Here is a 21,987-nt window from a genome sequence, read left to right on the forward strand (position 1 = left end):
GGGGGAAGATCATTCTGGATTGCTTCGTCGCAAGAGCTCCTCGCAATGACGGAGCTTGTTGCTATTCCTTCGCCCCACCCCTAAACCCCGTCGCCAGCACGTAGCGTTCCGAGGAATCCTGCCGGCTCGCGGCGGGCTTGACGTGACGCACCGTGGCAAAATCGCGCTTGAGCTGGGCGAGCAGTTCGGCGTCGGCGCCGCTCTGGAACGTCTTGGCGAGGAACGTGCCGCCGGGCTTGAGCACGTCGCAGGCGAACGCGGCCGCGGTCTCGACAAGGCCAACGATGCGGAGTTGATCGGTCTTGCGGTGGCCGGTGGTGTTGGCGGCCATGTCCGACATCACCACATCGGCGCCGCCGCCCAGCATCGCGGTGAGCTTCTCGGGGGCGTCATTGTCCATGAAGTCGAGCTGCGCGAAATCGACGCCGGGAATCTCCGGCATCTCGAGCAGATCGATCGCGACGACCTTGCCTTTGCCTTCGGTAGAGCCAACGCGCTTGGCCGCGATCTGGCTCCAGCCGCCGGGCGCGGCGCCGAGATCGACCACGGCCATGCCGGGCTTCAGAAGACGAAACTTGTCGTCCATCTCCAGGAGCTTGAACGCCGCGCGCGAGCGATAGCCCGCCGCCTTGGCCTTGGCGACATAGGGATCGTTGAGCTGCCGCTCCAGCCATAGCTTGGACGAGAGCTTGCGCTTGCCGCCGGTCTTGACCTGGACGTGCAAGCGGCCGGTGGTGTCCTTCGCCATCTCACCAGCTCCTGAGCGCGCCGTCCTCGCGCATCATCTCGACCAGCATGCCCTCGCGCAGGCCGCGGTCGGCGACGCGCAGCCGCGGCAGCGGGAAGGCGTGCCTGATCGCATCGAGGATGGCGCAGCCGGCCAGCACGAGGTCGGCGCGCTCGACGCTGATGCAATTGTTGCCGGTGCGCTCCTCGTAGCTCATGCCGAGCAGCTTGTTGATGGTCGCGGTGATGTCGGCATCGTTCATCCAGATGCTGTCGATGCGGCGGCGATCATAGCGCGCGAGGTTGAGATGGATGCCGGCAAGCGTCGTCACCGTGCCGGAGGTGCCGAGCAGGTGCATGTCGCTGAGATCGCGGCCGTGCTCTGCCGCGAACGGCGCGACGTGATTGGCGACCTCGCTCTCCATCGCGGCATAGATTTCCGGCGTGACGTCGCGGCCGCCGAACTGCTCGGCAAGTGTGACCACGCCGAACGGGATCGACATCCAGGCCCGGATCCGCGGCTCCGGATTTGTGGGATCGCGCTCGATCCGCACCAGTTCGGTCGAGCCGCCGCCGATGTCGAACAGGATCGCGCCGCGCCCCCTGGGGTCGACCAGCGGCGAGCAGCCCAGCACGGCGAGCGCCGCCTCGGTCTCGCGGTCGATCACCTCGAGATCGATCCCGGTCTCGGCCGCGACGCGGCTGCGGAAACCTTCCGCATTCGAGGCCGCGCGGCAGGCTTCGGTCGCGATCAGCCGCAGCCGCCGCGCCTTGCGCAGATTGATCTTGTCACGGCAGATGCTGAGCGCCGCGATGGCGCGCTCGATCGCGGCCTCGCTGATGCATCCCGTCGCCGAGACGCCCTCGCCGAGCCGGATAATGCGCGAGAAGGAATCGACCACGCGAAAGCCGTCCTGGGTCGGACAGGCGATCAGGAGCCGGCAATTGTTGGTGCCGAGGTCCAGCGCCGCATAGACGCCGGTTCCCGGCTGTGCGGAGACGACCGGTCCAGTGGCCAACGCCACCGCCGCCATCGCCCCCTCCAGCTCACCGTGCAGCCCGTGGCCATCGCGGAGCCGCGTGTGGTCATTCATACAAACTGTCTTTCCGCGGCCCGATGGGCCGATCTGGAATTGCTTTTTCGCCTGAAACATTAGCAGCGCGGCAGGTCTGCGCAACATCGCATCACATGGGACCATGCCCATTCGTGCGTTGTCGTGAACGGGGTCGTGGGTTATCTGAGGGGGTCCGGTCCCCCGCTGCCGCGAAAATGCGCAAATACCGGCTTTTCAGGTCATTCCCATGCAAGAACACACCAAATCGTCCACGCTCGAAAACGCTATTGCACTGCAAAAATATGGCGTCGGGCAGCCCGTCCGCCGCGAGGAGGACGACACGCTGGTGCGCGGCAAGGGCCGCTACACCGACGATTTCAACCTGCCCGGCCAGGCCTATGCCGTGATCGTCCGTTCCACTCACGCCCATGGCATCATCCGCGGCATCGGCATTGACGCCGCCAAGGCGATGCCAGGCGTGCTGGGGGTGTGGACCGGTAGGGATCTCGATGCGGCCGGCTACGGCCCCTTCACCTGCGGCCTGCCGCTGAAGAGCCGCGACGGCTCGCCCCTGCTCCAGACCAACCGTCAGCCGCTGGCGACCGACAAGGTCCGCTTCGTCGGCGATCCCGTCGCCTTCGTGGTGGCAGAGACGCTGGCGCAGGCGCGCGATGCGGCCGAAACGGTCGAGGTCGACGTCGAGCCGTTGCCGGCGGTGACCGACCCTGAGGAAGCGGCCAAGCCCGGCGCGCCGCAGCTCTACGACCATATCCCTGATAACGTCGCGCTCGACTATCACTATGGCGACATGGAGAAGGTGAACGCGGCTTTTGCCAACGCCGCCCATGTCACCAAGATCGACATCGAGAACACCCGCGTCGCCGTGGTGTCGATGGAGCCGCGCGTGGGCCTTGCCTCCTACGACAAGAAGACCGAGCGCTACACGCTTCAGGTGCCGACGCAAGGCGTCGCCGGCAACCGCGCCAACCTCGCCAAGAACCTCAAAGTGCCGAACGAGAAGGTGCGCATCCTCACCGCCAATGTCGGCGGCTCCTTCGGCATGAAGAACATCAACTATCCCGAATACATGTGCATCCTGTACGGGGCGAAGGCGCTGGGGCGGCCGGTGAAATGGCTGGACGAGCGCTCCACCAGCTTCCTCTCCGACAGCCACGGCCGTGCACAGAAGATCCATGCGGAGCTCGCGCTCGATGCCGAGGGGCATTTCCTCGCGGCGAAGCTGTCCGGCTACGGCAATCTCGGCGCCTACATCACCGGCGTTGCGCCGGGGCCGCTCTCGCTGAACACCGGCAAGAATTTTTCCAGCGTCTATCGCACACCGCTGATGGCGGTTGACATCAAGACGGTGCTGACCAACACCACGCTGATGGGCGCCTATCGCGGCGCCGGCCGGCCGGAGGCGAACTATTACATGGAGCGGCTGATCGACCGCGCCGCCGACGAGATGGGCATCAACCGGCTGACCTTGCGCAAGCGCAATTTCATCAAGCCGAACCAGATGCCGTTCCCGGCCTCCTCCGGCGTTACCTATGACAGCGGCGACTTCCAGGCCGTGTTCAACAAGGCGCTCGAGATCTCCGACCACGAGAATTTCTCCAAGCGCAAGAAGGAGAGCAAGAAGGCCGGCAAGCTGCGCGGCATCGCAGTCGGCTCCTATCTCGAGGTCACCGCGCCGCCGAGCCCGGAGCTCGGCAAGATCGTGTTCGATGCTGACGGCAGCGTGCAGCTCATCACCGGCACGCTCGATTACGGCCAGGGCCATGCCACCCCGTTCGCGCAGGTTTTGTGCGAGCAGCTCGGCGTTCCCTTCGAGCGCGTCAAGCTGGTGCAGGGCGACAGCGACATCGTCCACACCGGCAACGGCACCGGCGGTTCGCGCTCGATCACCGCGAGCGGCATGGCGATCGTGGGCGCCGCCAAGCTTGTGATCGAGAAGGGCAAGCGCGCAGCCGCGCACATGCTGGAAGCATCCGAAGCCGACATCGAGTTCGCCGACGGCAGCTTCACCATCGCCGGCACCGACCGCAGCATCGACATCATGGAGCTCGCCAAGAAGCTGCATGACGGCAAGACGCCGGAGGGCGTGCCCGACAGCCTCGACGTCGACCACACCAGCGAGCCGGTGCCCTCGGCGTTCCCGAACGGCTGCCATGTCGCCGAGGTCGAGATCGATCCGGAGACCGGCGTGGTGCAGATCGTGCGCTACAGCGCGGTCAACGATTTCGGCACGGTGATCAACCCGATGCTGGTCGCGGGCCAGCTCCATGGCGGCGTGGTCCAGGGCATCGGCCAAGCGCTGATGGAGCACATCCGTTACGACGAGAGCGGCCAGCCGATCACGGGCTCGCTGATGGACTACGCCCTGCCGCGCGCCGAGGACGTGCCGAACATGGCGGTCGGCGATCACCCGGTGCCCGCGACGACCAATCCGCTCGGCAGCAAGGGCTGCGGCGAAGCCGGCTGCGCCGGCAGCCTGTCGACGGTGGTGAACGCGGTGCTCGATGCGCTCTCCGACTACGGCATCAAGCACATCGACATGCCGCTGACCCCGGAGCGGGTATGGCGCGCGATCCAGGAGGCGAAGACCAAAGCGGCGTAAGGGCGCAAGAGCCTACGCTCTCTCCGCCGTCATGGCCGGGCTTGACCCGGCCATCCACGTGTTAGGGGCGCCACGCCGCCTCTCCACATACAACTGTCATCGCCCGCGAAGGCGGGCGATCCAGTACTCCGAGGCAGCAGTGATTCACGGGTGGGCCGCGGCGTACTGGATGCCCCGCCTTCGCGGGGCATGACACCGCGTTTGAGGTGACAGGCTTGCCTCTTCCTGTGCCCTACGCCGCCTGCTCACGCGGCTGGTAGATCGCGGTGTGCTGGCAATGCGCCAGCGGCGTGGTGCCGTTGCCAACGACGAGCGCATCGAGCTCGACGAAGCGGTGGCCTTTCTTCTCGTAGTTCGCGGCGACTTTTGCCCGCGCGGTGATCTCGTCGCCGGTGCGCGCGGCGGACAGCAGCTGCATGCGGCTGCCGACGTGGATCCACGGGCCGAGGATGGTGTTGTCAACCAGCACGCGGTTCATCACCCGCTGGATCAGGCCGGGATGGCCGAGGCCCTCGCGCGCAAAGATCGGATCGGTCTCCCTGATATCGGCGAGATAATCGGCCGCATCCTGTCCCACCCAGCGGCGCGGGGTCGTGCCGAACCACTTGCCGGTCTCGAACGTCGCCGGGCTGACCGGCTTGCGCTCGATCACCGCGGGGACCTCGATGTAATCGCTCAATGAAACGACAGGCGCGGCCGCCGGCAGTGAGGCCGTCCCCGTCGCACACAGCTCGGTGCGGCTGAACACCTCGATCGTGAGCAGGCCGTTGTGCTCGGTCGCGTCGACATCGGCGCTCTCGCCGTCATAGACCGGCTTGATGAAGCGCGCCTCGACCAGCCCGCGCGACAAGAAATCGCGACCCCAGCGCGCCAGCGGCACGTGTATCATGTAGGCGAACACATCGACGCCCGGCACCAGCCCGCCCTCGAAGCCGAAACGGCGCGCCACCGTGTCGTCATGCATCTTGTTCTCGGACTGTTTTGCGGTGTTGTAGGCCTCGACGCGATAGGTTTCGAGCCGGTTCGGCATGGGCCGCTTTCCCTGTGTTCTCGTTGTTTCGGAGCGATCGTAGGCCCCAGGGAACACCGGTCAATCCCCTCGCCTTTGCGGCCCGAATGGGTTACCACGCGGCCAATGACTGACACCCCCACCCGCATCTATGTCGACGCCGACGCCTGTCCGGTGAAGGACGAAATCTACCGCGTCGCGCTCCGCCACGGCGTGCCCGTGAGCGTCGTCGCCGGCAACTTTATTCGAGTGCCCCACGATCCCCTGATCGAGCGCATTGCTGCCGGCGCCGGCATGGACGCGGCCGACGACTGGATCGCGGAACGCGCCAGGCCCGGCGACGTCGTCGTGACATCAGATATTCCGCTCGCGAGCCGCTGCGTGAAAGCGGGCGCCGACGTGATCGCGCCGAACGGAAAGCCGTTCACGGAAGAGTCGATCGGCATGACGCTGGCGGTGCGCAACCTGATGACGGATCTACGTTCGGCCGGCGAAGTCACCGGCGGCCCGCGCTCGTTCGCACCGCGCGACCGTTCCGCATTCCTCTCGGCGCTCGACCAGACGCTGCGCCGGATCCAGCGCCGCCGCACTGATGCGACCGCAACGAGCCAGAGCTGACCATGGCGCCGCCGCTGATCCAACTGAAAGACATCAGGCTGACCTTTGGCGGTACGCCGCTGCTGAGCGGTGTCGAACTCAATGTCGCGCCGAGCGAGCGCGTCTGTCTGATCGGCCGCAACGGCTCGGGCAAATCGACGCTGCTGAAGATCGCAGCGGGCCTCATCGAGCCCGATGGCGGCACGCGCTTCGTGCAGCCTGGCGCCACCGTCCGTTATCTGCCGCAGGAGCCGGATTTCGGCGAACTCAAGACCACGCTCGCCTATGTCGAGGCGGGGCTTGCGCCCGGCGACGACCAGCACCAGGCGCGTTATCTCTTGGAGCAGCTTGGCCTCACCGGCGAGGAGAATCCGCATAACCTCTCCGGCGGCGAGGCCCGCCGCGCGGCGCTCGCCCGCGTGCTGGCCCCCTCGCCCGACATATTGCTGCTGGATGAGCCGACCAACCATCTCGATCTCTCCACCATCGAGTGGCTGGAAAAGGAGCTCGACAGCCGGCGCAGCGCGCTGGTGCTGATCAGTCACGACCGCCGCTTCCTCACCAATCTCTCGCGCTCCACCGCATGGCTCGACCGCGGCCGGATCAAGCAGATCGACCGCGGCTTCGCCTCGTTCGAGAGCTGGCGCGACGAGGCGCTGGCGGAGGAAGAGCGCGACCAGCACAAGCTCGACCGCAAGATCGTCGACGAGGAGCATTGGCTGCGCCACGGCCTCTCCGGCCGGCGCAAGCGCAACGTCAAGCGGCTCGCCAATCTGCATGCGCTGCGCGACCAACGCCGCAATTATCGCGGCACCGCCGGCAGCGCCAATCTCGCAGCGGCGGAAGCGGAGCAATCGGGCAAGCTGGTGATCGAAGCCAAGGGCATCACCAAGGCCTATGGCGAGCGAAAGATCGTCGAGAATTTTTCCACCCGCATCCAGCGCGGCGACCGGCTCGGCATCATCGGCCCCAACGGCGCCGGCAAGACCACGCTGGTCAATCTGCTCACCGGCGGCGCGCAGTCGGATTCCGGCACCGTGCGGCTCGGCGCGAACCTCGAAATGGCGACGCTCGACCAGCACCGCGAAAGCCTCGATCCGAAATCGACGCTGGCGGAAGCGCTCACCGGTGGTCGCGGCGACCAAATCATGGTCGGCGGCAAGCCGAAGCATGTCGTTGGCTACATGAAGGACTTCCTGTTCGCGCAGGAGCAGCGCTGCACGCCGCTGGAGGTGCTCTCTGGCGGTGAGCGCGGCCGGCTGATGCTGGCCCGCGCGCTGGCAAAACCCTCGAACCTCCTGGTGCTGGACGAACCGACCAACGATCTCGACCTCGATACGCTCGACGTGCTCGAGGAGATGCTCGGCGATTACGAGGGCACGGTGATCCTGATCAGCCATGACCGCGACTTCCTCGATCGCGTCGTCACCTCCGTGATCGCGCCTGAGGGCAACGGCAAATGGATCGAATATGCCGGCGGCTACAGCGACATGCTGGCGCAGCGCGGCGCGGACCTGAAGCGCGACACGGCGAAGGCGCAAGCACCGGCAGAGAAGAAGGAGGAGCGCGCAGCTGCTCCCGCTGCCGCACCAAAACGGCGCCTCAGCTTCAACGAGAAGCACGCGCTGGAGACGCTGCCGAAGAAGATGGAAGCGTTGCAGGCCGACATCGCCAAGCTGCAGCGCGTGCTCGACGATCCCAACCTCTACGCCAGGGATCGTAAGACGTTTGACGACACCTCGGCCGCCATCGCCAAGGCGCATGAAGAACTGTCTACCGCCGAAGAACGCTGGCTCGAACTTGAAATGCTCCGCGAAGAGATTGAACAGGCTTAATTATGACCACTCCCCTCGCCGCAAAAATCGCCCGTGAATACGGGACCCCCTGCGCCGTCATCGACATGGACAGGGTCGAGCGCAACATCGCGCGGATCCAGAAGGCATGCGACGACGCCGGAATCGCAAACCGTCCCCACATCAAGACGCACAAGAATCCGACGATTGCGAAAATGCAGGTCGCGGCGGGGGCGAAAGGCATCACCTGCCAGAAGCTCGGCGAAGCCGAGATCATGGCCAATGCCGGCATCGACGACATCCTGATCAGCTACAATCTGCTGGGCGAAGAGAAGATGGCGCGGCTCGGCGCGCTGCAGGCGAAGGCGAACATGACGGTCGCCGCTGATAATTCGACCGTCGTTGCAGGGCTGCCCAAGGCTGCCGCCGCGTCAGGCCGTCCGCTCTCGGTCGTGGTGGAATGCGACACCGGCCGCAAGCGCGCCGGCGTCGAGACGCCCGCCGAAGCGATTGCGCTGGCACGCGAGATCGCCGGGTCCAAGGGGCTGCAATTTGCCGGCTTCATGCTCTATCCGACCGAGACCGGCTGGGCCGATGCGCAAAAGTTCTATGACGAGGCGCTGGCCGGCGTGCGTGCGCACGGCCTCGATGCCAAGATCGTGTCGACCGGCGGCACGCCGAACCTGAAGAACATCGGCAAGCTCAAGGGCGGTACCGAGCATCGCTTCGGCACCTACATCTATAACGACCGCATGCAGGTCGCAGCCGGCGTCGCCACCTGGGACGACTGCGCGCTGCACATCTATTCGACCGTGGTGAGCCGCGCCGCGCCCGAGCGCGGTATCCTCGATGCCGGCTCGAAGACGCTGACGACGGATACCGGCGGGCTCGACGGCCACGGCCTGATCCTGGAGCATCCAGAGGCGAAGATCGCGCGCTTTGCCGAGGAGCACGGCTTCCTCGACCTCTCCCGCAGCAACACGCGCCCCAATGTCGGCGACGTCGTCCGCATCGTGCCGAACCATGTCTGCGTCGTCGTCAACATGATGGACGAGGTGGTGATGGTGCGCGGCGAGGAGATCATCGGCACGCTGCCGGTGGCAGCTCGAGGGAAGCTGAGGTAGGGGCGCGCTGCTCCCACAGCCGTCATTGCGAGGAGCTCTTGCGACGAAGCAATCCAGACTACCTCCGCGGACGGATTCTGGATTGCTTCTACGCTCGCAATGACGGTGGTGAGCTAGCGAGCCATTTCAGCACCCCCCTGCCCGCCGCCCCGCCGGTCGCAAACGACGCCTGCAGCAGATAGCCGCCGGTCGGCGCTTCCCAGTCCAGCATCTCGCCGGCGGCGAACACGCCGGGTAGCTTGCGGATCATGAAATCGGCATCGAGTCCATCGAAGGAGATGCCGCCGGCGCTGGAAATCGCACGCGCGATTGGCGCCACGCCGGTGAGCTTGATCGGCACGGCGTTGATGAGCTCGGCCAATCGTCCGGGCGGCATCGCCGACAGCGACTGGCCCGTGCCGATTGCGGCCTCCTGCAACAACCCGACGGCGATGGGCGAGAGCTGCGCAGCCTTGCGCAGGAAGTTGGAGAACGACTGTTTGCCGCGCGAGGCGGACAGGCGCTTGACGAGTTCGGCCTCATCGACATCCGGGCGCAAGGCGACGTGCAGCACCGCCTCGCCATTCGCCGCGATCGCCTCACGCAATTCGGCCGACAGTGCATAGATCGCCCCGCCTTCGATGCCGGCCCGCGTGATGATTGCCTCGCCGCGCAGGCTGTGCGGGCCGAAGTTTAGCGCAATCCCCTTGAGCGGCTGCCCTTCGAAGCGGGACCGAAAGACATCGGACCAGGCGACGGTAAAACCGCAATTGGCAGGCCGTAGCGGCGATATCGCGATGCCTTTGTCCGCCAGAATTGTCGTCCAGCCGCCATCGGAGCCAAGCCGCGGCCAGCTTGCGCCGCCGAGCGCCAGCACCGTGGCGTCGGCCGCGATGGCCCGCGCACCGCTGGGTGTTTGAAACTGCAGCCGCCCCTTGTCGTCCCAACCGGTCCAGCGATGGCGAAAGGCGAACCGCACCCCGGCAGCATCGAGGCGCCGAAGCCAAGCGCGCAGCAAGGGCGAGGCCTTGAACGCCTTCGGAAACACCCGCCCGCTGCTGCCGACGAAAGTCGGCTCGCCCAGCGCCTCGCTCCAGGCGCGCAGCGCGTCGGGCGGAAACGCGTCGATGGCGGCCTTCAACTTCGGCGCCGCGGCCCGATAGCGCGCCATGAACTGCGGCAGTGGCTCGCTGTGGGTGAGATTGAGTCCACCGCGACCGGCCATCAGAAACTTGCGGCCGGCGGACGGCATCGCGTCGTAGACGGTGACGCGTGCGCCGCCCTGCGCCAGCACCTCCGCCGCCATCAGCCCAGCGGGACCTGCGCCGATGACGGCAATGTGGGATTCGGTTGCGGTCATGACGGGAGTTTAGGCCAGATTCTCGCGCCAGGCTCGTCATTCCGAGGCGCGTAGCGCGAGCCCCGGAATCCGGAATCCATTGGGCGGCAGAGTCAGTGGCGCGATGGATTCCGGGCTCGCCCTTCGGGCGCCCCGGAATGACTGTCGGGCTAAAGCTTGACCCCCGCCCGCACCGCGGCCTGCGCGACGTATTTCTGCGTCTGCTCGAACGCGCCGGTCAGCGCCTTGGCCTTCGACATGTCGCTGATCTCGGCAAAATGCGCGGCGACCGCATCCGGCGTCCATTCGGATTCCGGCAGGTTGATGCCCTCGCTCTCCAGAATCTTGATCACGGCGAAGGAGCCGGCGCCGGCGCCCATGATGGTGCGGGTCGGCGCATCCTCGCTGAGCATGTACTCGACCGCGGGCGTGATCGCGTTGGGCTTCATCAGTTGCAGCGCCTGCGGCGGCAGCAGCTCTTCGGTCATGCGGGTTGCCGCCGTCGGCGAGATGATGTTGACGCGGATGTCGTTCTTGCGGCCCTCTTCGGCGAGCACGTTCATCAGGCCGACCATGCCGGATTTCGCCGCACCATAATTGGCCTGGCCGAAATTGCCGTAGAGGCCGGAGGATGACGTCGTCAGCACGATGCGGCCGTAATTGCGGTCGCGCATGCCGGCCCAGGCCGCCTTGCAGCAATAGAAGGTGCCGACCAGATGCACATCGAGCACCTTCTGGAAATCGGCCGCTTCCATCTTGCCGAACGACTTGTCGCGCAGGATGCCGGCATTGGCGCACAGGAGATCGACGCTGCCCCACTCCTTGGTGGCGCGCTCGACCATGGCGGTGACCTGCTCGAAATTCGAGACGTCGGCGCCATCGGCCATCGCGGTGCCGCCGGCTTTGCGGATCTCCTCGACCACGGCCTCGGCCGGCGACAGCGAGCCGCCGGTGCCGTCACGCGCGCCGCCGAAATCGTTGACGACGACCTTGGCGCCGCGGCTGGCCAATCCCAGCGCATGCGCGCGCCCCAGACCATTGCCCGCGCCGGTGACGATGGCGACGCGTCCGTCGAACCTGATTGCCATGAGTGTGCTTCCCGAATGTTAGTCATGGCCGGGCTTGACCCGGCCATCCATCAAAATCGACAGGCTTTTGAGCAGCGATGGATGACCGGGTCAAGCCCGGCAACGACGCGTCAGGTCAGGCGAAATAGATCAACCCGAGCCATTCCGCGACCAGCGCGGGCTTGTCCTCGCCTTCGATCTCCACGGTCACGTTGGTGCGGGACTGCAATTCGTTCGGCTTGCGCAGCTTGGCTTCCGCCAGCACGAAGCGGCCACGAACGCGCTTGCCGGAGCGCACCGGCGAGATGAAGCGCAGCTTGTCGAAGCCATAGTTCACGCCCATCGTGGTGCCCGCGATCACGGGCATCACCTCATAGGACATGATCGACAGCAGCGACATCGTGAGGAAGCCGTGCGCAATCGTTGTGCCGAAGGCGGTTTCCTTCTTTGCCCTTTCAGGGTCGACATGGATGAATTGGTGATCCTCGATCACGTCGGCATAGGTGTCGATGCGGGGTTGATCGATCAAATGCCACGACGACACGCCGATCTCCTTGCCGACCATGGCCTGATAGGCCTCGAGCGTAATCGGCGGCTTCTTCCAGACTTCGTTCATTGGTAACTCCCCTCGCCGTCATTCCGGGGCGATGCGACGGGACCGCGCAAGCGCGGCCCGGAGCATCGAACCCGGAATCCATCGTGCCGCAGAGCTTGCTGCAAAATGGATTCCGGGCTCGCGCTCCGCGCGCCCCGGAATGACGAATTCCACTTAACTATCACCCCGTACCTTCGCCAGCTCCGGAAAATCCTCCTCGCGGAATTCCCGGCCGCGCAGCGGATCGGTGCGGTCGTCATCGCGCTCCAGCCTGCGTAGCTGCACGCGGCGGATTTTTCCAGAGATCGTCTTCGGCAGCTCGGTGACGATTTCGAGGCGGCGGATGCGCTTGAACGGGGCAAGGCGCACGTGCAGGTGCTCGAAGATCGACAGCGCCGTCTCCGGCGAGCGCTCCGCGCCCGACGTCAGCAGCACGAAGGCCTTGGGAATCGCGAGCCGGATCGGATCCGGGCTCGGCACCACGGCGGCCTCGGCGACGAGCTCGTGCTCGAGCAGCACGCTCTCGAGCTCGAACGGGCTGATGCGGTAGTCGGAGGATTTGAACACGTCGTCGGAGCGGCCGACGAAGGTGAGATAGCCATCCTCATCCGCGAACACGACGTCGCCGCTGCGATAGAGCTCGCCTTCCGCGCCGGACAATTTGCCGTCATCGCCCTGATAGCCCTGCATCAGGCCGGCGGGCCGGTTCACGCCGAGCACCAGGGTCACCTCGCCTTCCTTCGCCGGGTTGCCGTCGGCATCGCTGATCTGCACACGATACCCCGGCAACGGCCGGCCCATCGAGCCGATCTTGATTGGCTGGCCCGGCGAATTGCCGGCGAGTGCAGTCGTTTCAGTCTGGCCGTAGCCGTCGCGGATGGTCAGGCCCCAGGCGGCCTGTACCTGGTCGATCACTTCCGGATTGAGCGGCTCGCCGGCGCCGCAGACCTCGCGAAGCGACACCTTGAACGATGCGAGATTCTCCTGGATGAACAGCCGCCATACCGTCGGCGGCGCGCACAGGGTCGTCACACCACAGCGGCCGATCGTGGCGAGCAGGCCTTTTGCATCGAATCGCGGCTGGTTGACCACGAACACGGTCGCGCCTGCATTCCACGGCGCGAAAAAACAGCTCCAGGCGTGCTTGGCCCAGCCGGGCGACGAGATGTTGAGATGGACGTCGCCGGGCTTCAGCCCGATCCAATACATGGTCGAGAGATGGCCGACCGGGTAACTGCGCTGGCTGTGCCGCACCAGTTTTGGTTTAGCGGTCGTGCCCGAGGTGAAGTAGAGCAGCATCGGGTCGTCGGCCTTGGTCGGACCGTCAGGCGCAAAACTCTCCGAAGCGGTCGCCGCCTCGTCATAGGCCAGCCAGCCGCTGGAGGCCGTGCCGACCACGATGCGGACGATACTCTCGGTACCGAGGCTGGCGAATTTCGCGACCTGGTCCTCGGCGGCCACCACCGCCTTCGCCTTGCCGCGATCGAGCCGATCGCGCAGCTCGTCTGCGGTGAGCAGCGTGGTCGCGGGAATCACGACGACGCCGAGCTTCATCGCCGCCAGCATCGTCTCCCACAGCGGAACCACATTGCCGAGCAGCAGCAGGAGATGATCGCCGCGCTTCAAGCCCTGTGCGCGGAGGAAGTTGGCGACCTGGTTCGAGCGCTTCGAGAGAATCGCGAAAGAGAGCTTGGTCTGCCGATCCTGCGCGGCATCGACGATCCAGAGCGCGGGCCGGTCCTTGCTCTCCGCATTCGCCGCCAGTTCGGCGTCGAACCAGTCGAGCGCCCAGTTGAAGGGAACCGGATCGGGCCAGCGGAAGCCTTTGACCGCTGTCTCGTAATCCGTGCGGTGATTGAGCAGAAACGCGCGCGCTTCCTGAAATGTCGTCATCAAGTCTTCCCGGCCAGCCCCCTAACGTGCTTGATAATTCCGGAAAAATCCACCCCGCCCTGCCCGGCTGCGTCGAAAGACTGATAGATCTCCTGCGCATGCTTGCCGAGCGGCGTCGCCGCACCCGCAGCCTTCGCGGCGTCCTGCGCCAGCGTCAGATCCTTCACCATCAGCGCCGAGGCAAAACCCGGCTTGTAATCATTGTTGGCCGGCGAGGTCGGCACCGGGCCCGGCACCGGGCAATAGGTCGTCAGCGACCAGCACTGGCCCGACGAGGTCGAGGCGACGTCGAACAACGCCTGATGCGAGAGCCCGAGCTTCTCCGCCAATGCAAACGCCTCGCTGACCGCGATCATGGAGATGCCGAGGATCATGTTGTTGCAGATCTTTGCCGCCTGCCCTGCGCCGGCGCCGCCGCAATGCACGATCTTCTTGCCCATCTTCTCCAGCACGGGCTTTGCCACCGCGAACGCGCTCTCCTCGCCGCCGCACATGAAGGTGAGCGTGGCGCCCTTGGCGCCACCCGTGCCGCCGGAGACCGGCGCGTCGACCGAGAGCACGCCGTGCTTGGCGGCCAGCGCATGCGCCTGCCGCGCGCTCTCGACGTCGATGGTCGAGCTGTCGATGATCAGCGCGCCCTTGGTCATGGCTGGAACGACCTCGTTCCAGACGGAGAGCACGTGCTTGCCGGCCGGCAGCATGGTGACGACGACGTCCGCGCCCTTCACAGCACCCGCAGCGCTGTCGGCAATGCTGGCGCCGTCGGCCTTGGCTTGCGCGCGCGAGGCCTCGACGAGGTCGAAGGCGACGACCTTGTGGCCGGCCTTGACCAGATTGGCGGCCATCGGGCCGCCCATGTTGCCGAGACCGATGAATGCGATCGTGGCCATCTTCATTTCCTCCGCTTCAATCGTTGTTAATTGAACTTCAGCTCGTCGGTGCCGATCTCGGCGAAATATGCCGCCAAGATCTGCGGCGTCACATCCTCGATCCGCGGCGGCGACCACGACGGATTGCGATCCTTGTCGATCACCGCGGCGCGCACCCCTTCGCGGAAATCGTCGCTGCGGAAGACTTCCAGCGCGGCGCGATATTCGCGCACCAGGCACTCTTCCAGGCTCGATGATTTGCGCGCGAGCCGCAGCAAGTTCAGCGTCACCACCATGCCGCGCGGCGATTTTTCGTTGAGCGTCTTCAGCGTCGTCAGAGCGAATTCGGAGCCGTCACGCTTGAGCGCTGTGAAGATGTCTTCCATGCGGTCGAAGCCAAACAATGCGTCGATAGTCGGCTCTTTTGCGGCGACTGGTCCTGCGGTTTCACTGGTCGCAAAACCGTTGATGAGCTTGCTGACGTCGGCGGCGGTCGCGCCCGAGTGCAGCTTCGTCAGGGCTTCGCGCAGCTCCGGTAGCCTCACGGCCGGCACGACCCAGTCGGCGAACTTCGCATGGATCGCATCCGGCCCGTTCATGGTCTGGCCGGTCAGGCCGAAATAGGTGCCGATCTCGCCCGGCGAATGCGACAACAAATAGGTGCCGCCGACATCCGGGAAGAAGCCGAGCCCAACCTCGGGCATCGCCAGCTTGGTGCGATCGGTGACGACGCGGTGGCTGGCATGGGCTGACAAACCGACGCCACCACCCATCACGATGCCGTCCATGAAGGCAACATACGGCTTCGGGAACGTCTTGATCCGGGCATTGAGGATGTACTCCTCGCGCCACAGGATCTTGCCGAGGTCGCCATTGACTTTGGAGCTTTCCCAAAGCGTGCGGATGTCGCCGCCGGCGCTCAGGCCGCGCTCGCCGGCACCTTCCAGAAGGATCACGCTAACGGCGGGGTCAGATTCGAAACGGTGGAGCGCCTTGTCGATGTCGCGAAACATCTCCAGCGTCACGGCGTTGAGCGCCTTCGGACGGTTGAGGCGGATCACGCCGGCTGCGCCCTCGACACGGGCGATCAGGTCGCCCTCTTCCACGCCGCTCATTGCGCGCCCTCGATCAGTTTGCGCGCCACGATGAGCCGCATGATTTCATTGGTGCCTTCGAGGATCTGGTGCACGCGCAAATCGCGCACAATCTTCTCGATGCCGTATTCGCTGAGATAGCCGTAGCCGCCGTGCAGCTGCAGCGCCTGGTTGGCGACCTCGAAGCCGACATCGGTACCAAACCGCTTGGCCATGGCACACAGCATGGTGGCATCGGGGTCCTTGCGGTCCAGCGCTGCGGCGGCGCGCCACAAAAACGTGCGCGCGGCCTCGAGCTCGATTGCCATGTCGGCAAGGCGGAATTGCAATGCCTGGAATTCGTCGAGGCGCTTTCCAAACGCCTTGCGCTCCTTCATGTACGCGCGCGCCTTGTCGAGCGCTATTTGCGCACCACCGAGCGAGCACGCGGTGATGTTGAGGCGGCCACCATCGAGGCCTGCCATCGCGATCTTGAAGCCGGCGCCCTCTTCGCTGAGGCGGTTGGCGACCGGCACGCGGGCGTTCTCGAACATCACCGCACGGGTCGGCTGCGCGTTCCAGCCCATCTTGCGCTCATTGGCACCGAACGAGACGCCAGGCGTCTTGCCGTCGATGACGAGGGTCGAGATGCCGCCGGGACCATCGCCACCCGTCCTGACCATCGCGACCAGGAGGTCGGTGCCGCCGGCGCCCGAAATGAACTGCTTCTGGCCGTTGAGAACGTAGTGATCGCCATCGCGAACCGCGCGGGTGCGCAAGGCCGCCGCGTCGGAGCCGGCGCCCGGCTCCGTCAGGCAATAGCTCGCGATCAGCTCCATGGTGCAGAGCTTTGGCAGCCATGTGTGGCGCTGGGTGTCGCTGCCAAAGGCATCGATCATCCAGCTTGCCATGTTGTGGATGGAGATGAAAGCCGAGGTGGTCGGGCAGCCCGTCGCCAGCGCCTCGAAGATCAGCGCCGCATCGAACCGCGTCATCGCGGAGCCGCCGACATCGTCACGGATGTAGATGCCGCCCATGCCGAGCGTGGCAGCCTCGCGCATCACGTCGACCGGGAAATGCTTCTCCTCGTCCCAACGTAGCGCGTGCGGCGCAATCTTCTCCGCCGCAAACGCCAACGCCATGTCGCGGATTGCGATCTGATCCTCGTTCAGAGCGAACTGCATCGTTGCCGCCTACACTTTTGCTCCATCGTCATTGCGAGCGCAGCGAAGCAATCCAGCATCCCTCCGCAGAGACAGTCCGGATTGCTTCGTCGCACCAGCGCAAAATTGCTTCGCAATTTTGTCGCGGGCTCCTCGCAATGACGTTCAGAAAATCACTTCATCAGCGGGATCGAGAACTCCGCACCTTCCTTGACGCCGGACGGCCAGCGCGAGGTCACCGTCTTGGTCTTGGTGTAGAAGCGGACTGAATCCGGGCCGTGCTGGTTGAGATCGCCAAAGCCCGACTTTTTCCAGCCGCCGAAGGTGTAATAGGCGATCGGCACCGGGATCGGCACGTTGATGCCGACCATTCCGACGTTCACCTTGGCTGCAAAGTCGCGCGCGGCGTCGCCGTCGCGGGTGAAGATGGCAACGCCGTTGCCGTAGTCATGATCCGAAGGCAGCGCCAGCGCTTCCTTGTAGTCGTGCGCGCGCACGACCGAGAGCACCGGACCAAAAATCTCTTCCTTGTAGATCCGCATGTCCTTGGTGACGTTGTCGAACAGCGAACCGCCGAGATAGAACCCGTTCTCGTAGCCCTGCATCTTGAAGCCGCGGCCGTCGACAGCGAGCGTCGCGCCTTCCTTGATGCCGATGTCGATATAGCCTTTGACCTTCTCGACCGCCTCGCGAGTCACCAGCGGGCCGTAATCGGCCGACGGATCGATCGAGGTGCCGATCTTGAGGCTCTCGACGCGCGGGATCAGCTTTTCCATCAGCCGGTCGGCAGCGGACTTGCCGACGGGGACCGCGACGGATACGGCCATGCAGCGCTCGCCGGCCGAGCCGTAGCCGGCGCCGATCAGCGCGTCGACGGCCTGGTCCATGTCGGCGTCGGGCATGATGATGGCGTGGTTCTTGGCGCCGCCGAAACACTGGCAGCGCTTGCCGGTCTGCGCGGCACGCTCGTAGATGTAATGCGCGATCGGTGTGGATCCGACAAAGCCGATGGCCTTGATATCAGGATCGTCGAGGATGGCGTCGACCGCCTCCTTGTCGCCGTTGACGACGTTGAGGATGCCGGCCGGCAGGCCCGCCTCGATCATCAGTTCGGCAAGCAGCATCGGCACGCCGGGATCGCGCTCGGACGGCTTGAGGATGAAGGCGTTACCGCAGGCAATCGCCGGGGCAAACTTCCACATCGGGATCATCGCCGGGAAGTTGAACGGCGTGATGCCGGCAACGACACCGAGCGCCTGGCGCATCGAATAGATGTCGATGCCGGGGCCGGCGCCTTCGGTGTACTCGCCCTTCATCAGGTGCGGGATACCGCAAGCGAATTCCGCGACCTCGAGGCCGCGCTGGATGTCGCCCTTGGCGTCGGGCACCGTCTTGCCGTGCTCGCGCGCGAGCAGCTCGGCGAGCTTGTCGTAATCGCGCTGAACCAGCTCGACGAACTTCATCATCACGCGGGCTCGGCGCTGCGGGTTGGTCGCGGCCCATTCCGGCTGCGCGGCGCGGGCGTTCTCGACGGCGGCGCGGACCTCGGCCTTGGACGCCAGCGCCACCTTGGCCTGGACGTCACCGGTCATCGGCTCGAAAACGTCGGCGGTGCGGCCCGAGGTACCCTTGACCTCTTTGCCACCGATGAAATGTCCGATTGAACGCATGGAATGATCTCCTTCAGGCTCAGCTGATCGCTTTGACAAATCCTATTGACCTGCATTTTATAGGATTCAAGTCTGAGATAATGCACCATAGATGTGCGAAAATGCTGGATCAAGGCGCTATCGATTGGGACGACTTTCGCTTCGTGCTGGCCATCGTGCGGGGCGGCTCGGTGTCGGCGGCGTCAAAACAGCTCGGGGTCGACCATGCCACGGTGATCCGCCGGGTCGACCGGCTGGAGAAGCACCTCTCGGCCAAGCTGTTTGACCGGCGCAAGACCGGCTACCTCCTCACCGAGGCCGGCCAGCGCGTCGCCGACAGCGCGGAAGCCATGGAATCCACCATCGTCGCCAACCAGGAGCAGGTCGGCGGCTCCGTCGCACGGCTGACCGGCACGGTGCGGATCGGCGCGCCCGACGGCTTCGGCACCGCCTTCCTGGCACCGCGCCTCGCCCCCTTCGCCGACCGCTACCCCGACCTCGACCTGCAACTTGTGGCCACCGCGCGGCTGTTCAGCCTCTCCAAGCGCGAGGCCGACATCGCCATCAGCCTGACCATGCCCAAGGAAGGCCGCATCGTCGGCCGCAAGCTGCTCGACTACCGCCTCGGGCTCTATGCCGCGCCGGCCTATCTCGACCGCTTCCCTGGGATCGCCTCGCGGCAGGACCTGCTGCAGCACCGCTTCGTCGGTTACATCGAGGAATTGCTGTTCACGCCGGAGCTCGACTATCTGCCGCAGGTGTCGCCGAAGATTTCAGCACGTTTCCGCAGCGCCAATCTGATCGCGCAGCTCAATGCCACGCTCTCGGGTTTCGGCATCGCGGTGCTGCCGCACTTCATGGCGACCGACTATCCGCAGCTTGTTCCGGTGCTGCCGGAGGAGATCTCGATCACGCGCACGTTCTGGATGCTGATGCACGCCGACAGCAAGGACCTCGCGCGGATCAGGGCCGTGGCGGATTACATCAGCGAGATCGTGGAGCGCGAGCGGGCGTTGTTTGCGGGACGGTGAGCGCCGCTCTCGTAGGGTGGGCAAAGCGAAGCGTGCCCACCGTGTTAGCCCCGAACGCGGAGAGATGGTGGGCACGGCGCTGACGCGCCTTTGCCCACCCTACGGCATCTCGCTAATTCTGCTTCACCTTCTTGACCGCGACCTTCGGCTCGCGCTTCGCGCCGTCGAGCGCGCTGTCCCGGCCCGCCTTCAGCACCTCGTCCGACAGCTCGCTTGACCCCGCGATGCGCGCCAGCAGCATGGTGCCGGCCATCGTGGCCAGCGTCGCAATCGCCTGTTTTCGTGCGGCCTTGCGCGGCATGTTCGGGATATAGTCGGTCATCATCTCGATCATCTCGTCGAGCTTGCCGGCGAAGGCCTTGCGCGTCTTCGGGCTCTCGCGGGCGATCTCGGCGCCGAGCGAGGGGATCGAGCAGCCATGGCCGGGATTGTCGCGATGCAGCGCGGAGAGATAGCTCTCCGCGATCAGCGCCAACCGCTTTTCAGGAGCGGCCTCGCCGGTGAGCTTGCGCCAATGCTCCATCGAGCGATCCATGGCGTAGGCAAAGGCCTCGATCACCAGCGCCTCGCGGGAATCGAAATGCGCGTAGAAACCGCCATGGGTCAGGCCCGCCTCCTTCATGAGGTCGGCGACGCCGATGCCGTGGGCGCCCTTTTCGCGCAGCCGCACGGAGGCCTTCTTCACGATGCGATCGTGGGTTTCCTGCTTGTGTTCCCGGGAATAGCGCATGCGCATCTCATTGAATGTCGAAGATCATCTCATAACACGCAAATGCCGCGAACGGCGCATTAATTCGCAGTTATATTGTTGCCGATCATAGAAAAGGTTGCAGTTGCATGCACCGCCAGCGCGCCCTTCCCGTCGCGAACGAAGCCTTCGCTATAGCTGGTCTGGCGCCCCAGCTTGATCACCTTGCCTTCGGCCGAGATCAGGCCCGAACGGACCGAGAGCGGACGCAGGAAAGTCAGTTTCAGGTCGAGGGTCACGGAGCCCTGCCCGGGCTCCAGCCGGGTCGAGATCGCGCACCCCATGGCCGTATCCAGCAACGCCGCGGCGGCCGCGCCGTGCAGGAGGCCGATGGTATTTTCGAGATCTTCACGCGGCTCCAGTTCCATGACGACCCGGCCCGGCTCGACCACGGCCATCATGAAGCCGATCAGCTTTGCGAAGGGCGGCGGCGGCAGGCGGCCGTCGCGAGTGCCCAGCATGGCGTCCATGCCCGACAGGCCCATCACCACTTTCGCAACCGGTGCAGGCGCCTGCCAATCCACCACGCGCTCGCGCCGCTGCGCCGGCGAAAACAGGTCGAGTTGATCGGGCTGGGTCATGACGGCCTCGTTATATGACATATGTCATACTATGCCACGGACTTCCCGCTGGCAACTCCGTTCCCCGCCCGCTTGACAACCCGGGCGTTTCGGCCCGGAAGTGGCTTCGACCCGGCGCCCTGCGCCTGTCCACGAACCCTTCGGGATGCATGATGGAAATGCTCAACCACCACTGCGGCGTGACGCGTGACGCGCGCGGCGTCGTTCATGTCGCGATCTGCAACGCCGGCCCACTCAACATTCTCGGCTCGCCCGTGACCGACGCCGTGCGCGAAGGCTTGCAGCGGCTTGCCAGCGACCGCGACATCCGCGTCGTGGTGCTGCGCGGCCAGAGCGAGAAGAGCATGATCGGCGGCGCCGACATCAAGGAGATGGCCAAGCTCGACCAGAAGTCGGCCGAAGCCTTCATCAGCCGCCTGCGCGATCTCTGTGAGGCCGTGCGCGCCTTCCCGGCTCCCGTGATCGCGCGCATGCCCGGCTGGTGCCTCGGCGGCGGGCTCGAGGCCGCCGCCGCCTGCGACTTCCGCATCGCCGCGCATGATGCGCATTTCGGCATGCCGGAGGTGCGCGTCGGCATCCCCTCGGTGATCCATGCCGCGCTGCTGCCGCGCCTGATCGGCTGGGCCCGCGCGCGCTGGCTGGTGATGACGGCGGAGAACATCGACGCACCAACGGCGCTCGCGTGGGGCCTGGTCGACAAGGTCGCGCCGGAAGGCGGGCTGGATGCCGAAGTCGAGCACGTCGTGAAGGCGCTGCTCGCATGCGGCCCCGAGGCGCTGCGCTCGCAGAAGGCACTGCTGCGGCAATGGGAGGAATTGCCGCTGACGGAGTCGGTGAATTTGAGCGTGAAGGTGTTCGGCGAGTCGTTCCTGACGGATGAGCCGACGCGGCTGATGCAGGCGTTCGTGAACAGGAAGCGGTAGGCGGCAGGCCCCGCGCGACGGGGCGCGGCTTATTTGTTGCACCCACCTGAAAATTACCCTGTCGTCCCGGCGAAGGCCGGGACCCATACGCCGAGAAGAAGTTGGGACGAGAAGCTCGTAACTACTAGTCTTCGTCCAATTTGACTCGGTGGA

General features: G+C 65.4%; 19 protein-coding genes. 6 read left to right on the forward strand and 13 right to left on the reverse strand.

Annotated features, from left to right (window positions below):
• Window positions 1-61: 61 nt before the first annotated feature.
• Both CWO91_RS34115 and CWO91_RS34120 read right to left on the reverse strand, forming a co-directional pair.
• Window positions 62-748, reverse strand: a complete 687-nt coding sequence (locus CWO91_RS34115) for an RlmE family RNA methyltransferase (RefSeq protein WP_130219895.1) — start codon at window positions 746-748, stop codon at window positions 62-64.
• 1 nt (window position 749) lies between these two features.
• Window positions 750-1,820: a Ppx/GppA phosphatase family protein gene (locus CWO91_RS34120; RefSeq protein ID WP_130219896.1), complete on the reverse strand. Its 1,071-nt coding sequence runs from the start codon at window positions 1,818-1,820 to the stop codon at window positions 750-752.
• 208 nt (window positions 1,821-2,028) lie between these two features.
• Here CWO91_RS34120 and CWO91_RS34125 point away from each other — a divergent pair, with 208 nt between their 5' ends.
• Window positions 2,029-4,401, forward strand: coding sequence for a xanthine dehydrogenase family protein molybdopterin-binding subunit (locus CWO91_RS34125; protein ID WP_130219897.1), 2,373 nt, complete (start codon window positions 2,029-2,031; stop codon window positions 4,399-4,401).
• Between the two features lie 232 nt (window positions 4,402-4,633).
• Here CWO91_RS34125 and CWO91_RS34130 read toward each other — a convergent pair whose 3' ends face one another.
• Window positions 4,634-5,431 (reverse strand): hypothetical protein, encoded by a 798-nt coding sequence (locus CWO91_RS34130; RefSeq protein ID WP_130219898.1) that lies wholly within the window; start codon window positions 5,429-5,431, stop codon window positions 4,634-4,636.
• Between the two features lie 105 nt (window positions 5,432-5,536).
• Here CWO91_RS34130 and CWO91_RS34135 point away from each other — a divergent pair, with 105 nt between their 5' ends.
• From CWO91_RS34135 to CWO91_RS34145, 3 genes are read left to right on the forward strand one after another with little or no spacing between them, the layout of a single operon-like run.
• Window positions 5,537-6,028, forward strand: coding sequence for a YaiI/YqxD family protein (locus CWO91_RS34135; RefSeq protein WP_130219899.1), 492 nt, complete (start codon window positions 5,537-5,539; stop codon window positions 6,026-6,028).
• A 2-nt stretch (window positions 6,029-6,030) separates the two neighbouring features.
• Window positions 6,031-7,842, forward strand: coding sequence for an ABC-F family ATP-binding cassette domain-containing protein (locus CWO91_RS34140; RefSeq protein ID WP_130219900.1), 1,812 nt, complete (start codon window positions 6,031-6,033; stop codon window positions 7,840-7,842).
• A gap of 2 nt (window positions 7,843-7,844) precedes the next feature.
• Window positions 7,845-8,924 carry a D-TA family PLP-dependent enzyme gene (locus CWO91_RS34145; protein WP_130219901.1) on the forward strand — a complete coding sequence of 360 codons (1,080 nt, stop codon included), beginning with the start codon at window positions 7,845-7,847 and terminating at the stop codon, window positions 8,922-8,924.
• An 88-nt stretch (window positions 8,925-9,012) separates the two neighbouring features.
• Here the strand turns inward: CWO91_RS34145 and CWO91_RS34150 are convergent, their stop codons facing one another.
• The 8 genes from CWO91_RS34150 to CWO91_RS34185 form a co-directional block, all read right to left on the reverse strand.
• Window positions 9,013-10,263, reverse strand: a complete 1,251-nt coding sequence (locus CWO91_RS34150; protein WP_130219902.1) for an NAD(P)/FAD-dependent oxidoreductase — start codon at window positions 10,261-10,263, stop codon at window positions 9,013-9,015.
• A 149-nt stretch (window positions 10,264-10,412) separates the two neighbouring features.
• Complete coding sequence (locus CWO91_RS34155) at window positions 10,413-11,330, reverse strand: SDR family NAD(P)-dependent oxidoreductase (RefSeq protein WP_130219903.1); 918 nt, start codon at window positions 11,328-11,330, stop codon at window positions 10,413-10,415.
• A 115-nt stretch (window positions 11,331-11,445) separates the two neighbouring features.
• Window positions 11,446-11,925, reverse strand: coding sequence for a MaoC family dehydratase (locus CWO91_RS34160; RefSeq protein WP_130219904.1), 480 nt, complete (start codon window positions 11,923-11,925; stop codon window positions 11,446-11,448).
• Between the two features lie 153 nt (window positions 11,926-12,078).
• Window positions 12,079-13,797 (reverse strand): AMP-binding protein, encoded by a 1,719-nt coding sequence (locus CWO91_RS34165; RefSeq protein ID WP_130219905.1) that lies wholly within the window; start codon window positions 13,795-13,797, stop codon window positions 12,079-12,081.
• Complete coding sequence (gene mmsB, locus CWO91_RS34170; protein ID WP_245471463.1) at window positions 13,797-14,687, reverse strand: 3-hydroxyisobutyrate dehydrogenase; 891 nt, start codon at window positions 14,685-14,687, stop codon at window positions 13,797-13,799. The genes CWO91_RS34165 and mmsB overlap by 1 nt, the downstream gene beginning before the upstream one ends.
• Window positions 14,688-14,713: 26 nt before the next feature.
• Window positions 14,714-15,781: an enoyl-CoA hydratase/isomerase family protein gene (locus CWO91_RS34175; protein WP_130219907.1), complete on the reverse strand. Its 1,068-nt coding sequence runs from the start codon at window positions 15,779-15,781 to the stop codon at window positions 14,714-14,716.
• A complete protein-coding gene (locus CWO91_RS34180; protein WP_130219908.1) occupies window positions 15,778-16,923 on the reverse strand; it encodes an isobutyryl-CoA dehydrogenase in 1,146 nt (381 codons plus the stop codon). Before CWO91_RS34180 ends, CWO91_RS34175 begins: the two co-directional genes overlap by 4 nt.
• A 152-nt stretch (window positions 16,924-17,075) precedes the next feature.
• A complete protein-coding gene (locus CWO91_RS34185) occupies window positions 17,076-18,572 on the reverse strand; it encodes a CoA-acylating methylmalonate-semialdehyde dehydrogenase (protein WP_130219909.1) in 1,497 nt (498 codons plus the stop codon).
• 101 nt (window positions 18,573-18,673) lie between these two features.
• Between CWO91_RS34185 and CWO91_RS34190 the strand changes: the two genes are divergently transcribed.
• On the forward strand, window positions 18,674-19,582 hold the full coding sequence (locus tag CWO91_RS34190) for a LysR family transcriptional regulator (RefSeq protein WP_130219910.1): 909 nt from the start codon (window positions 18,674-18,676) through the stop codon (window positions 19,580-19,582).
• 112 nt (window positions 19,583-19,694) lie between these two features.
• Here CWO91_RS34190 and CWO91_RS34195 read toward each other — a convergent pair whose 3' ends face one another.
• Together CWO91_RS34195 and CWO91_RS34200 are read right to left on the reverse strand one after the other, a co-directional pair.
• On the reverse strand, window positions 19,695-20,312 hold the full coding sequence (locus CWO91_RS34195) for a TetR/AcrR family transcriptional regulator (RefSeq protein ID WP_130219911.1): 618 nt from the start codon (window positions 20,310-20,312) through the stop codon (window positions 19,695-19,697).
• A gap of 59 nt (window positions 20,313-20,371) precedes the next feature.
• The gene (locus tag CWO91_RS34200) at window positions 20,372-20,911 is read right to left on the reverse strand and encodes a PaaI family thioesterase (RefSeq protein WP_165405913.1); all 540 of its coding nucleotides are present in this window, start codon (window positions 20,909-20,911) and stop codon (window positions 20,372-20,374) included.
• A 152-nt stretch (window positions 20,912-21,063) separates the two neighbouring features.
• Here CWO91_RS34200 and CWO91_RS34205 point away from each other — a divergent pair, with 152 nt between their 5' ends.
• Complete coding sequence (locus tag CWO91_RS34205; protein WP_130219913.1) at window positions 21,064-21,834, forward strand: enoyl-CoA hydratase; 771 nt, start codon at window positions 21,064-21,066, stop codon at window positions 21,832-21,834.
• Window positions 21,835-21,987: the final 153 nt, after the last annotated feature.

This window comes from Bradyrhizobium genosp. SA-3 (assembly GCF_004212635.1).
GTDB lineage: Bacteria > Pseudomonadota > Alphaproteobacteria > Rhizobiales > Xanthobacteraceae > Bradyrhizobium.